The organism is Nonomuraea rhodomycinica, assembly GCF_013363995.1.
Taxonomy (GTDB): Bacteria; Actinomycetota; Actinomycetes; order Streptosporangiales; family Streptosporangiaceae; genus Nonomuraea; species Nonomuraea rhodomycinica.
On the sequence record NZ_JABWGO010000003.1, the window covers coordinates 222226 to 235312 of the forward strand.

The 13087-nt window shown below is 75.5% G+C and carries 13 protein-coding genes; 9 read left to right on the plus strand and 4 right to left on the minus strand.

Going from position 1 to position 13087, the window contains the following annotated elements:
* Positions 1-7 precede the first annotated feature (7 nt).
* Genes HT134_RS16800 through HT134_RS16810 form a run of 3 tightly spaced genes read left to right on the plus strand, consistent with a single transcriptional unit; the run spans position 8 to position 1640 of the window.
* Entirely contained in the window at positions 8-436 is a 429-nt protein-coding gene (locus HT134_RS16800; protein ID WP_175601320.1) for a hypothetical protein, read from the plus strand.
* Positions 430-663: a helix-turn-helix transcriptional regulator gene (locus HT134_RS16805; RefSeq protein WP_175601321.1), complete on the plus strand. Its 234-nt coding sequence runs from the start codon at positions 430-432 to the stop codon at positions 661-663. Before HT134_RS16800 ends, HT134_RS16805 begins: the two co-directional genes overlap by 7 nt.
* Entirely contained in the window at positions 660-1640 is a 981-nt protein-coding gene (locus HT134_RS16810) for an NAD(P)-dependent alcohol dehydrogenase (protein ID WP_175601322.1), read from the plus strand. Before HT134_RS16805 ends, HT134_RS16810 begins: the two co-directional genes overlap by 4 nt.
* A gap of 10 nt (positions 1641-1650) precedes the next feature.
* On the opposite strand, the gene HT134_RS16815 is transcribed toward HT134_RS16810, so the two are convergent.
* Positions 1651-2544, minus strand: coding sequence for a 5'-3' exonuclease (locus HT134_RS16815; protein WP_175601682.1), 894 nt, complete (start codon positions 2542-2544; stop codon positions 1651-1653).
* A 48-nt stretch (positions 2545-2592) separates the two neighbouring features.
* A complete protein-coding gene (locus tag HT134_RS16820; RefSeq protein ID WP_175601323.1) occupies positions 2593-3312 on the minus strand; it encodes an SDR family NAD(P)-dependent oxidoreductase in 720 nt (239 codons plus the stop codon).
* A 54-nt stretch (positions 3313-3366) separates the two neighbouring features.
* On the opposite strand from HT134_RS16820, the gene HT134_RS16825 reads away from it, so the two are divergent.
* The gene (locus tag HT134_RS16825; RefSeq protein ID WP_175601324.1) at positions 3367-3885 is read left to right on the plus strand and encodes a MarR family winged helix-turn-helix transcriptional regulator; all 519 of its coding nucleotides are present in this window, start codon (positions 3367-3369) and stop codon (positions 3883-3885) included.
* Between the two features lie 44 nt (positions 3886-3929).
* On the opposite strand, the gene HT134_RS16830 is transcribed toward HT134_RS16825, so the two are convergent.
* Positions 3930-5237 (minus strand): PP2C family protein-serine/threonine phosphatase, encoded by a 1308-nt coding sequence (locus HT134_RS16830; protein WP_175601325.1) that lies wholly within the window; start codon positions 5235-5237, stop codon positions 3930-3932.
* A 142-nt stretch (positions 5238-5379) separates the two neighbouring features.
* Between HT134_RS16830 and HT134_RS16835 the strand changes: the two genes are divergently transcribed.
* The 3 genes from HT134_RS16835 to HT134_RS16845 are packed head-to-tail and all read left to right on the plus strand — an operon-like array spanning position 5380 to position 8313.
* Complete coding sequence (locus tag HT134_RS16835; protein ID WP_312888171.1) at positions 5380-6489, plus strand: M24 family metallopeptidase; 1110 nt, start codon at positions 5380-5382, stop codon at positions 6487-6489.
* A gap of 43 nt (positions 6490-6532) precedes the next feature.
* Positions 6533-7690, plus strand: a complete 1158-nt coding sequence (locus HT134_RS16840) for an acyl-CoA dehydrogenase family protein (protein ID WP_175601326.1) — start codon at positions 6533-6535, stop codon at positions 7688-7690.
* Positions 7687-8313: a hypothetical protein gene (locus tag HT134_RS16845; protein WP_175601327.1), complete on the plus strand. Its 627-nt coding sequence runs from the start codon at positions 7687-7689 to the stop codon at positions 8311-8313. The genes HT134_RS16840 and HT134_RS16845 overlap by 4 nt, the downstream gene beginning before the upstream one ends.
* Positions 8314-8420: 107 nt before the next feature.
* Here HT134_RS16845 and HT134_RS16850 read toward each other — a convergent pair whose 3' ends face one another.
* Complete coding sequence (locus HT134_RS16850; RefSeq protein WP_175601328.1) at positions 8421-8939, minus strand: O-acetyl-ADP-ribose deacetylase; 519 nt, start codon at positions 8937-8939, stop codon at positions 8421-8423.
* A 167-nt stretch (positions 8940-9106) separates the two neighbouring features.
* Between HT134_RS16850 and HT134_RS16855 the strand changes: the two genes are divergently transcribed.
* Complete coding sequence (locus tag HT134_RS16855) at positions 9107-11119, plus strand: elongation factor G (protein WP_175601329.1); 2013 nt, start codon at positions 9107-9109, stop codon at positions 11117-11119.
* A 3-nt stretch (positions 11120-11122) separates the two neighbouring features.
* Entirely contained in the window at positions 11123-13084 is a 1962-nt protein-coding gene (locus HT134_RS16860) for an ABC transporter ATP-binding protein (protein ID WP_217707966.1), read from the plus strand.
* Positions 13085-13087: the final 3 nt, after the last annotated feature.

The window sequence follows — 13087 nt, forward strand, 5'->3', positions numbered from 1 at the left end:
ATGGTCGATGACGCACGAAGAGAAACGCGCGTGGATCCGGCTGGTCGTCTCCGTGGTGGCCTACGGCGCGTACGCGGTGATCGTCGCGGGCCGGGCCGGCGGACGCCCGCTGGCCGAGACGCCGTACGAGGCGGCCCTGCTGTGGTCGGTCGGCGGGGCCGTCGCGGCCTCGATCCTGGCCGAGGTCGTCATGGCGGCGGCGAACCCGGGGGCGTCCCGGGTCAGGGACGTGCGCGACCGCGAGATCGCGCGCTTCGGCGACCACGTCGGCCAGGCGTTCGTCGTCATCGGCGCCGTCGCGGCGATGCTGATGGCGATGGCCGGCTGGGAGCGGTTCTGGATCGCCAACGCGGTCTACCTGTGCTTCGTCCTGTCGGCCGTCCTCGGCGGAGTCGCCAGGATCGTCGTCTACCGCAGGAGCATGCCGGAGTGGTGAAGCCCACGCGAGTCACGAACCGCATCCGCGCCCTGCGCTTCGAGCACGGCGAGATGACCCAGGCGGACCTGGCCGAGCGCATCGGCGTGACCCGGCAGACCGTCATCGCCATCGAGCAGGGACGCTACTCGCCGTCCCTGGAGATGGCCTTCCGGATCGCGCGGGTGTTCGGCGTCCCGCTCGACGACGTGTTCCAGTATCCCGACCTGGCCGAGGGGGCGTCATGAAAGCGATCGTCCAGGACGTGTACGGCCCGGCCGGCGTGCTCCGGCTGGAGGAGACCGACCCGCCGCCCATCGGCGACGACGAGGTGCTGGTCCGGGTGCGCGCCGCCGGCGTGGACCCCGGTGTGTGGGTCCTCATGACCGGCCGGCCGCCCGCCGTGCGCCTCATGGGGTTCGGGCTGCGCCGCCCCAAGGAGCGCGTACGCGGCCGGGACCTCGCCGGGACCGTGGAGGCCGTCGGCTCCCGCGTGACCAGGTTCCGGCCCGGCGACGAGGTGCACGGCACGTGCGACCACGGCTCGTTCGCCGAGTACGCGGCGGCGCCCGAGCGGCTGCTGGCGCGCAAGCCGGCGGGGCTGTCGTTCGAGGAGGCCGCGGCGGTGCCCGTGTCGGGGACGACCGCCTTACAGGCCGTGCGCGACGCCGGCCAGGTGCGGCCGGGGCACCGGGTGATGGTCATCGGCGCCGGGGGCGGGATCGGGACGTTCGCCGTGCAGATCGCCAAGGCGCTCGGCGCGAGCGTCGTCGCCGTGTGCGGGCCCGGCAAGGCCGACCTCGTGCGCTCGCTGGGGGCGGAGGAGGTCATCGACTACACCCGCGAGGAGGTCGACCGGGACGGGCCGCGTCACGACGTGATCATCGACGCGGCCGGGTGCCGTCCGATGTCGCTGCTGCGGCGCGCCCTGACGCCGCGCGGCACGCTCGTGCTCGCCGGCGGCGGCCACGACGCCCCCGGCCTGCTCGGCGGGTACTCACGCGCGCTCCTGCGCCGGCCCCTGGTGCAGCTGGCCACGAGGCAGCGGCTGCGCGGCCTCACTGTCCGGGAGAGCGCCGACGACCTGGCGGAGCTGGGCGGGCTCATCGAGTCGGGTGCGGTCAGGCCGGTGATCGGCCGGGCCTACCCGCTCGCCGAGGCGCCCGCCGCGATCGAACACCTCGCCCAGGGACACCCCACCGGGAAGATCGTCCTGACCGTCTGACTCCTGTGGGTCAGCCGGGGAGGGCGTCCAGGAGGCGGTTGAGGGGGCTGTCCAGGCCGTAGCGGTCGGCCAGGCGTACCAGGGCCTCCGGGTCGCGCGGCTTGCCCGGCAGCGCCAGGTCGGCGGCCGGGAGCGGCACGTACGAGGACACCTCGACCACGGCCGGGGCGACGCTCAGGTAGTCGCGGGCGGCCGACAGCCGGGTGCGGCTCCCCGCCGGGAACCCTTCGGTGGCGCCCGCGTCGAGTGCGGCGAGCAGCGCCTCCAGCGAGCCGAAGCGGGTGATGAGCGAGGCGGCCGTCTTCTCGCCGACGCCGGCCACCCCGGGCAGGCCGTCGCTCGGGTCGCCGCGCAGGGTCGCGAAGTCGGCGTAGGCGCGGCCCGGGATGCCGTACTTGCCGGTCACGAACGCCTCGTCCACGATCTGCAGGTTGCGGATGCCGCGCGCGGTGTAGAGGACGCGCACCGGCCGGGCGTCGTCGACCAGCTGGAACAGGTCGCGGTCGCCGGTCACGATGTCGACCGGGCCGTCCTCGCGGTGGGTGAGGGTGCCGATGACGTCGTCGGCCTCGAAGCCGGGAGCCTCCAGCCGGGCGATGCCGACCGCGTCGAGCACCTGCTCGATCACCGGGATCTGCGGCACGAGCGCGTCGGGCACCTCCTCCTCGTCGCCCTGGGCCACCCGGTGCGCCTTGTACGTCGGGATGGCCGCCACCCGGAACGCGGGCCGCCAGTCGGCGTCCATGGTGGCCGCCATCCTGGTGGGGGAGTGGGCCCGCACCAGGGTGGCGATCATGTCGATGAGGCCGCGCACCGCGTTGACGGGCATGCCGTCGGGCGCGGTGACCGAGTCGGGCACGCCGTAGAAGGCGCGGAAGTACAGCGACGGGGTGTCGAGCAGCATCAGCACCCCCCCATGGTGGCATCCGGGAGTGACAATCCCGCGCGCCGGTCAGCGGGTCGTGAAGGCTCCGCCGTTCACGTGGATGGTCTGTCCGGTGATGTGCCGGGCGCCCGGTGAGGCGAGGAAGAAGACGGTCTCGGCGATGTCGCCGGGGGTGCCGGGCCGCTTGAGCAGCGTCTCCTCCACGAGCCTGCGGTGGCGCTCCTCGGTCATGCCGTCGCCGAAGAAGTTGGTGCCGGTGACGTACCCGGAGGAGATGACGTTGCAGGTGACGTCCCGGGGGCCGAGCGCGGCGGCGAGGGTGGCGTTCCAGGCGGCCAGCGCGGCCTTGGCGGCGCCGTAGGAGCCGCCGCCGCGTTCGGCGCCGATCGAGCCGATGCTGACGACCGTGCCCCCCGGGGCGAGCAGGTCGCTCACCGCGGTCGTGGTGAGGACCGCGGTCAGGACGTTGGCGGAGACGCTGGACAGCCACTCCTGGGCGAGCGCCTCCAGCGGCGGCGTTCCGGCGGCCGGCCGCGCGGGCAGGCCGCCCGCGGCGTTGACGAGCACGTCGAGCGGTCCGCCCAGCTCACCGGCCAGGGCGGCGACCTGGTGGGGGCGGGCGGAGTCGCAGGCCAGCCCGCGCACTCCCAGCTCCTCGGCGGCGGGCTCGACGGTGTCCGGGCGGCGGCCGGTGATGACGACGTCGGCGCCGTCGGCGGCGAACCGGGCGGCGACGGCCCGGCCGATGCCGCTGGTACCTCCGGTGACGAGCACGGTCCTGCCCATGATTCCTCCTCACGACTGGTACGTTTAGCCCTAAACGTAGCGGAGGACGCCCCGATGGACCAAACCCCGACCAGTCCCGCGGAGATCGCCGCGGCCTGGCAGCGCGAGCGCCCCGGCACGCCGACCGACTCCATCGAGATCGTCACGCCCATCTGGCGGCTGGCCAAGATGTTCGCCGACGACCGGGCCCGCGTCCTGCGCGCCGCCGGGATCGACGCGGCCACGCTCGACCTGCTGTCGGTGATCCGCCGCTCTGGCCCGCCGTACCGGCTGAGCACCCGCGAGCTGGCCCGCCGCACGCTGGTGACGGCCGGCGCGATCTCCCAGCGGGTGGCCAGGGCCGAGCGCGCGGGCCTGATCCGGCGCGGCCCCGGCGACAGCGGGCCCAGGAGCGTCGCGGTGTCGCTCACGGACGAGGGCCACGCGCTCATCGAACGATCGGTCGACTCGGTCCTCGGCCGCGAGGCTTCGCTGGTGGCGGGGCTGACCCCGGCGGAGCGGGCCACGCTCGCCGACCTGCTGGGGAAGCTGACCGCCGACGTCCGGGACAGGATGACGCGTCCCGCGCCGTGAGCGGACGCCCGGGCGGTCCCGACCGGACGATCAGGTGCCCCCGGTCAGGGGCCGGGGCGGTTCTGGATGCCGACGGCGAGCAGGCAGGCGTCGTCCTCCGGGTTGGGGCCGCCGATCTCCTCCAGCAGCCGGTCCAGCGCCGCGTCCAGCCCGAGGTGCAGGTCGTCGCGGGGCAGGCGGGCGGCGGCGGCCAGCACCAGCGCCAGGCCCTCGTCGATGTCGCGGTTGCGCCGCTCGACCAGCCCGTCGGTGAACATCAGCAGCAGGTCGCCCTCCCGCAGCTCCACGCGCGCCAGATGGTACGCCTGGTCGCAGGCCGCCCCGAGGAGCACGCCCCTGGCCTGTTCGAGCTGGAAGGCGACGCCGTCGCGCACCAGGACGGGCGCCAGATTGCCGGCCCGCGCCCAGCTGAACACCCGCGTCGAGGAGTCCAGGTGGCCGATCACGGCCGTGGCGGTGGTGCCCTCCAGGCGGTGGATCACCAGGTCGTTCAGCAGCGCCAGCAGGCCGCTCGCCGGACGCCCGGTCATCGTCAGCCCGACCAGCGCGTGGCGCAGCTGCGCCATGTGCGCGATGGCGGGCAGGCCGTGGCCCGACACGTCGCCGATCGCCAGCAGCACCCGCCCGTCCGGCAGGGGGGCGGCCTCGAACCAGTCGCCGCCGAGGCTCGCGGTCTTCTCCGCCGGCACGTACCGCACGGCGATCCGGGTGCGCGGCAGGTCCAGGCAGCCGACCGGGTCGGGCAGGATGGCCTCGCGCAGCGCCAGCATCACGTGCCGCTCCTCGGCCGCCTTGACGCGGGCCTCCAGGAGCTGGCGCCGCGACTCCGACATGATCCGCTCGGCCCGGCGGCGGCCCGTGATGTCCTGGAAGACCGCGTGGACGCCGCGCACCGTGGCCGCCGCCCGCAGCCCGGCGCCCGCCGGGCCGGCGCCCGCGTCGTCGGCCGCCCGGCCCGCCGACAACAGGGGCTCCAGGACGACGCGGAGGTTGCGCAGCTCGCCGCCGCGCCGGATGCGCATCTCCGCCTGCGCCGCCTCCGCCTCGTGCACCACGGTCAGCAGGAGCTGTTCGAGCATCCGCAGGTCGTCCGGCTCCACCAGGCCGGCCAGCTCCGGCAGGTCCGCCGGCCCCTTGGCCGGGTCACGGCCGAAGATCACGTACACCTGGTCGGACCAGGCGGTCTCGCCGGTGCGCAGGTCCCACTCGGCCCAGCCCATGTTGCCCAGCCGCTGGGCGTGCGCCAGCCGCACGGCCAGCAGCTCCCGCTCGGCGGCGCCCTGATGGGAGGCGCCGGCGGCACCCCCCGGACGCCGCCGCTGCCCCGGCCCGCCGCTGATGACGTCGACCATGAGACACACCCTCGAATGCAGTGGAACGGGACATTCGCCTCACACTATGCGGCCGGGCGTGAGCGAACGGTAGCGATGGCTTGCCGTGTTGTAAGACCTTTTCGCGGATTTTAGGAGGTGGCGTCGGGAGTAGATTGTGGCCGTGACGTCCTCAGATCTGTATCCCGTGTCCCGACTCGCCGCCGTCCAGGAGGCCACCGCCAAGGCCGGCATCGACGCCCTCCTGCTCACCCCGGGCCCCGACCTGCGGTACGTGAGCGGCTACGACGCCAAGCCGCTGGAGCGGCTCACCTGCCTGGTGGTGCCCGCCTCGGGCGAGGCGTACATGCTGGTGCCGCGCCTGGAGCTGCCCGCGGCGGAGGCGTCGCCCGCCTCGCGGCTCGGCCTGGAGTTCGTGGCCTGGGACGAGACCGACGACCCGTACCGGATCGCCGCCGACCGGCTCGGCCGGGTGGCGACGGTCGGGCTCGCCGACCGGATGTGGGCCATGTCGTCGCTGCGCTTCCGCGACGTGCTGCCGGACACCCGGCAGGTGCTGGCCGGCGGCGTGCTGCGCGAGCTGCGGATGCGCAAGTCGGCGGTGGAGGTGGCCGCCCTGCGCGAGGCCGGCGAGGCCATCGACGCCGTGCACCGCCAGGTGCCGGAGTTCCTGCGCGCCGGCCGCACCGAGCGCGAGGTGGGCCGCGACATCGCCGAGGCCATCCTGGCCGCCGGCCACGCCACGGTCGACTTCGTCATCGTCGCCTCCGGCCCCAACGGCGCCAGCCCGCACCACGACGTGTCCGACCGGGTCATCCAGGCCGGCGAGCCGGTCGTGGTCGACATCGGCGGCCAGCTGCACAACGGCTACTGCTCCGACTCGACCCGCAACTACTGCGTGGGCGAGCCGCCGGCCGAGTACGCCGCCTACTTCGAGGTGCTGCGCCGGGCGCAGGAAGCCGCCTGCGCCGCCGTACGGCCCGGCGTGACCTGCGAGTCGATCGACGCCGCCGCCCGCGAGGTCATCACCGAGGCCGGCTACGGCGAGTACTTCATCCACCGCACCGGCCACGGCATCGGCATCGAGACCCACGAGGAGCCCTACATCGTCGCCGGCAACGCCGAGGCGATGGAGCCCGGCTTCGCCTTCTCCGTCGAGCCCGGCATCTACCTGCCCGGCCGCCACGGCGCCCGCATCGAGGACATCGTGGTCTGCGGCGAGAACGAGGGCGAGCGGCTCAACCTCACCCCTCGTGAACTGGTGATCGTTTAGGCAGAATGCAGGGCACGTACACTCTCACAAGGAGTATTCACCCATGACAGTTGAGCGTGCCCTGCCCACCCCCGAGGCGCACGACCTGATCCAGCTGACCCGTGAGCTGGTCGCCAAGGAGGTCGCGCCCCGGGCCGCGGCCGACGAGGCGGCCGGGCGGTTCCCGCGCGAGGTGTTCACCACGCTGGGCGCCGCCGGGCTGCTCGGCCTGCCCTACCCCGAGGAGTACGGCGGCGCGGCCCAGCCGCAGGAGGTCTACCTCCAGGTGGTGGAGGAGCTGGCGGCCGGATGGCTGGCCGTGGGCCTCGGCACCTCCGTGCACACCCTGTCGTGCTTCCCCGTCGCCGCCTACGGCAGCGACGAGCAGCGGGCCGAGCTGCTGCCCGCGATGCTCGGCGGCGGGCTGCTGGGCGCGTACTGCCTGTCGGAGCCCCAGTCGGGCTCCGACGCCGCCGCCCTGACCACCCGCGCCGTGCCCGGCCCCGACGGCTACACCGTCGACGGCGTCAAGGCGTGGATCACCCACGGCGGGGTCGCCGACTTCTACCTGCTCATGGCCCGCACCGGCGAGCCGGGCGCGCGCGGCGTCTCCTGCCTGCACGTCCCGGCCGGCGTCGAGGGCCTGTCGTTCGGCGCGCCGGAGCACAAGATGGGCCTGCGCTCCTCGCCGACCGCCCAGGTCCGCTTCGACGGGGTACGCCTGCCGCACGACGCGCTGATCGGCGCCGAGGGCGAGGGCTTCCGCATCGCCATGGCCGCGCTCGACGGCGGCCGGCTCGGCATCGCCGCCTGCGCGGTCGGCGTGGCCCAGGCCGCGCTCGACGCCGCCGCCGCCTACGCCAGGGAGCGCCGCCAGTTCGGCAGCCGCATCGTGGACTTCCAGGGCGTGTCGTTCATGCTGGCCGACATGGCCACGCAGGTCGCCGCCGCGCGGGCGCTCTACCTCGACGCCGCGCGGCTGCGCGACGCCGGCCGGCCGTACGGGACGCGGGCCGCGATGGCCAAGCTGTTCGCGACCGACATGTGCATGAAGGTCACCACGGACGCGGTCCAGGTCCTGGGCGGCTACGGCTACGTCGAGGACTTCCCCGTCGAGCGGTACATGCGCGAGGCCAAGGTGCTGCAGATCGTGGAGGGCACCAACCAGATCCAGCGGCTGGTCATCGGCCGCGCCCTCGCCCAGGAGCGGCCGGGCCTGTGAGGCTCGTCCGGAAGGGGTCCCCGGCCCGCCGGCCGGGACGACTGCTGCCGGCCGCGCTCCTGGCGGCGGTGCTCGCGGCGTGCGGGACGCAGGGGACGCTCAGCCAGGAGGTCGTCGACCGGGCCCGCGCGTCCGGGGCCGCGCCGGATCTCATCTACGCCGTCGAGCTGGACGGCTACCGGATCCTGGAGCAGTCGGCCGGCGGCGTCGGCGAGGAGGGCTTCGGCGTCCGCTACGCCCCCGAGGACGGCGCCGGCGACCCCGTGGAGCTGCGGGTCGACCGGGGCTCGTTCAACGACGACCTGTGCGCGTCCACGCCCGTGAGCGGCGGCGACGGGGGCGGGGCCGTGCGGTGCGAGCGCGACGGGGACGGCTGGTACCGGACCGACGGGGTCCGCCAGGACTACACCGTCGTCCGCGGCGACCACTTCGTCCGGCTGGCCGCCGCGGTGGGCCAGGTCGGCAGGGACGCGCTGCGCGAGGCCGTGCTCGGGGCCCGTCCCGCCGTAGGGGACGGAGCGGGGGAGGGCACGCCCGCGCCGCCGCCGACGGCCGTGCCGCGCGGCGACCTCCCCACGACGGGCGACGGCGCCCCGTACAACCCGGTGGGGCCCGGCGGCTGACGGGCCTGTCCCGGTTCAGCCTGTCCTGGTTCCCCGCCGGAAACGCCCGCTCGTCGGCGGCCGGGGTCACCCGCCCGCCGGAACCGCCCGCTCGTCGGCGGCCGGGGTCACCGGCCCGCGGCCTCCAGGGCGCGGGCGAAGGCGGCGTGGACGTCGGCCGTGAACAGCACGAACCGCGCCTCCTCCACCCCCGTGCGGGTGGCCCCCACGGTGGTCACCGCGATGCGGGCCGCGTCGGCCACGGGCCAGCCGTAGATGCCCGCCGACACCGCGGGCAGCGCCAGGGTGACCGCCTCCAGCTCGTCGGCCACCCGCAGCACCTCCCGGTAGCAGGAGGCCAGCAGGTGCGAGCGGTCCTCCCGGCCCGAGTAGACGGGGCCGGCGGTGTGGATGACCCACCGGGCGGGCAGCTCGCCGGCCGTCGTGGCGACCGCCTGGCCGACCGGCAGCCCGCCGGCGTACCGGCCGGCGCGCAGCCGGCGGCACTCGGCCAGGATCGCCGGGCCGCCGCGCCGGTGGATGGCCCCGTCCACGCCGCCGCCGCCGAGCAGGGACGGGTTGGCCGCGTTGACGACCGCGTCGACGCGCTGCTCGGTGATGTCCCCCCGCACGAGCGTGATCCTCATGACACCGAGTCTTCCGCACCGGCCGCCGGATATTCGGTTGTGCCCGGGGCGGGCCGTCTGTTTCACTCCCCGCGACGACCGGCGAGCGAACGAGGAGGCCGAGATGCGGCGTAGGTCCATGTCCATCCAGCAAGGAGGTTTCGTCTACGTGAAGGACATGACGCTTCGTGCGAACGCTCAACCTGGGAATCTTGGCGCATGTAGACGCCGGTAAGACCAGCCTGACCGAGCGGCTGCTGCACGCCGCCGGTGTCATCGACGAGGTCGGCAGCGTCGATGACGGCAACACGCAGACCGACACGCTCGCGCTGGAACGCCGGCGCGGCATCACCATCAAGTCCGCCGTCGTGTCGTTCACCGTCGGCGGGGCCGACGGGGTCACGGTCAATCTCATCGACACGCCCGGCCATCCCGACTTCATCGCGGAGGTGGAGCGGGCCCTCGGCGTCCTCGACGGCGCCGTGCTCGTCGTCTCCGCCGTCGAAGGAGTGCAGGCGCAGACCCGCGTGCTCATGCGGACGCTGCGCAGGCTGCGCATCCCCGCGATCATCTTCGTCAACAAGATCGACCGTTCCGGCGCGGACCCCGGCCGGGTCCTGCGGGCGGTCGCGGAGCGGCTCACCCCGGACGCCGTCCCGCTGGGCGCCGTGCGCGCGCCCGGGACGCGGGCGGCCGCCTTCGTCCCGTACGGGCCCCGCGACGCCGCATTCCTGTCCGGCCTGGCCGAGACGCTGGCCGAGCGGGACGACGCGCTGCTGGCCGCCTACGTCGCCGGCGGTCCCGCCCTGTCCCACGGCCGGCTGCGCCGCGCGCTCGCGGACCAGACGGCGCGGGCGCGGGCGTACCCGGTGCTGTTCGGTTCGGCGATCACCGGCGCCGGGACGGACGCGCTCCTGGCCGGGATCGAGGAGCTGCTGCCGGCGGCCGAGGGCGACGCGGGCGCGCCGGCGTCGGGCACCGTCTTCAAGGTCGAGCGGGGGCCGGCCGGGGAGCGGGTCGCCTACGTGCGGGCGCGGTCCGGGACGTTCAGGGTGCGCGAGCGGGTCCGCTTCGGCCCTCCTGAGCAGCCGGAGGGGCGCGAGGGCAGGATCACCGCGATCCGCGTCTTCGACCGGGGCGGGGCCGGGCCGCGGGCGGCGCTCACGGCCGGGCGGATCGGGACGGTGCTGGGCCTGCCCGAGGCGCGGATCGGCGACGAGATCCGGGAGGCGGGCCGTCCGGGGCCGGCCTCGGGAGCGCGGGGAGGCGGGTGGTTCGCGCCGCCGAGCCTGGAGACGGTCGTGGTGCCCCGCCGCCCCGCCGAGCGCGGCGCCCTGCGCGCGGCCCTCGCCGAGCTGGCCGAGCAGGACCCGCTCATCGCCCTGCGCCAGGACGACGAGCGGCAGGAGATCTCCGTCTCGCTCTACGGTGAGGTGCAGAAGGAGGTCCTCCAGGCGACGCTGGCCGCCGACCACGGACTGGAGGTCACCTTCCGCGAGACCACCACCATCTGCGTCGAACGCCCCGCCGCCGCCGGCGAGGCCGTCGAGCTGCTCGGCCAGGACGGCAACCCGTTCGTCGCCACGGTCGGGCTGCGCGTCGAACCGGCGCCGCCCGGCTCGGGCGTCGCCTTCCGCGTGGACGCCCCGCTGGGCTCGCTCCCGCTGTACGTCTACAAGTCGGCCGGCGAGCTGGCCGAGGCGATCGGCGGCACCGTGCGCGAGACCCTGCGCCAGGGCCTGCGCGGCTGGGAGGTCGTGGACTGCGCGGTCACCCTGACCCGCTCCGGCTACGTCTCGCCGGCCTCCACGGCCCGCGACTTCCGGCTCCTGACGCCGCTGGTGCTGATGAGCGCGCTGCGGCGGGCCGGGACGGTCGTGTGCGAGCCGGTCCACCGCTTCCACCTGGAGGTGCCGGCCGACACCGTCGCGCAGGCGGTGGCCGTCCTGGGGCGGCTGCGCGCCGTCCACGGGGGCACGGCGTGGCGGGGCGCGTGGTGCGAGCTGGAGGGCGACATCCCGGCCGCCGAGATCCACCGGCTGGAACGGCAGGTGCCCGCGCTGACCCGGGGCGAAGGCGTCCTGGAGACGTCCTTCGACCGCTACCGGCCGGTCCGCGGGCCCGCGCCGGTCAGGCGGCGCCACGGGCGCGACCCGCTCGACCGCGAGCAGTACCTCCTGCACGTCGCGCGGAGGGTGTAGCCGATGACCTCCGAGACCCGGCAGGACCGGGAGGACCGGCATGCCACGGAAAGCGGCGTGACCGGCCGCAAGGCCCGTGCGGAGGAGCGGAAGGTCCGCGCGGAGGAGCGGAAGGTCCGTGAGGGTGAGCGGAAGGTCCGCGCGGACGAGCGGAAGGCCCGTGCGGACGAAGCGGGGTCCCGTGCGGACCATGCGGAGCCCCGTGCGGACCATGCGGAGCCCCGCGCGGACAGAGAGGTCCGGCGGCTCGTGCTGCGGCTCATGCGGCCCGGCCGCCGCGCGGGCCTGGCGCTCGGCGCGGCCGTCGCCGCCATGACCGTGCTCCCGCTCGCGGGCCCCCAGCTCACCCGCCGCTTCGTCGACGACGCCATCGCCGGCGCGGGCACCGGCCGGCTCACCCTCATCGCGCTCGCCGCCCTCGCCGCGGCCGTCGCCGGGCAGGCCGCCCGCCTGGCCGCCGCCCGGCTGGCCGGCCGCCTCGCCTGGGACGGCACCGACCGCCTCCGCGAGCGCCTGGCCGCGCACGCCCTCGGCCTCGACATGGACTTCCACGGCAGGCACACGCCCGGCGAGCTGATCGAGCGGGTGGACGGCGACGTGGCGGCCGTGTCGGGGTTCGTCGTGGCCTTCCTCATGGACGTCGTGGCCGGCGCGCTGCTGCTGGCGGGCGTGCTCGGCGTCGTCCTCGCCGCCGACCCGCGGCTCGGGTGCGCCCTGCTCGCGTACTGCGTGCTGATCGGCCTGGCCACGACCCGCGCCCAGCGGCTGGCCGTGCCCTCCGCCGCCGCGGCGCGGGCGGCCGGCGCGCGGCTGTACGGCGAGATGGAGGAGCGGATCGCCGGAGCCGAGGACCTCCGCGCCAACGGCGCCGGCGAGCACGTCGTCACCCGCTTCCTCGGCACCGCCGCCGCCTGGTACCGGGCCGAGCACCGCGCCGACCGCATCGGCAGCGCCCTGCTCGCGGGCACGTCGGTCGCGTTCGCCGCCGGCACGGCGCTCATGCTGGCCCTGGCCGCGTGGGCCCGGTCCACCGGGACGCTGACCGTCGGCACCGCCGTCCTGGTGTTCCAGTGCACGGTGATGGTGCGCGCGCCGTTCGAACGGCTCATCGACCGGTTACGCGACTACCAGGGCGCTCTCGCCGGGTTCCACCGCATCGGCGGCCTGCTGGCCGAGCGGCGCACCCTGCCCGCGCCCGCGCGGCCCCGCCGGCTGCCGGAGGAAGGGCCGCTCGCCCTGGAGCTGGACGGGGTCGCCTTCGCCTACGACGCCCCCGAGCAGGGCGGCGGCGGGCGGGTGCTGTCGGACGTCACGCTGAGGCTGGCGCCGGGCGAGACGCTCGGGCTGGTGGGCCGCACCGGCAGCGGCAAGACCACGATCACGCGGCTCGCGCTGCGCCTGTACGACCCGGTGGCGGGCGCGGTGCGGGTGGGCGGCGTGGACCTGCGGGACGCGGACGAGGGCTCCCTGCGCCGGCGGGTGTACGCGGTCACGCAGGACGTGCGGCTGTTCGACGCGAGCGTCCGCGACAACCTCACCCTGTTCCGGCCCTCGCCCGGCGACGACGTGCTGCGGCGGGCGCTGGCCGACGCCGGGCTCGGCGACTGGCTGGCCGGGCTGCCGGACGGCCTCGACACCGAGCTGCGCGGCGTCTCGGCCGGGGAGGCGCAGTTGCTGGCCCTCGCCCGGGCGTTCCTGGCCGACCCGGGGCTGGTGGTGCTGGACGAGGCGTCCAGCCGGCTCGACCCCGCCACCGAACGGCGCGTCGAGCGCGGCATGGACCGGCTGCTCGCCGGCCGCACGGGCGTGATCGTCGCGCACCGGCTGTCGTCGCTGGCGCGGGTGGACAAGATCGCGGTCCTGTCGCGCGGGCGGGTGGTCGAGTACGGCCCGCGCGCCGAGCTCGCCGCCGACCCGGGCAGCCGCTTCTCCGCGCTGCTGGACCTGGCGGGGGTGCCCCGATGAGCC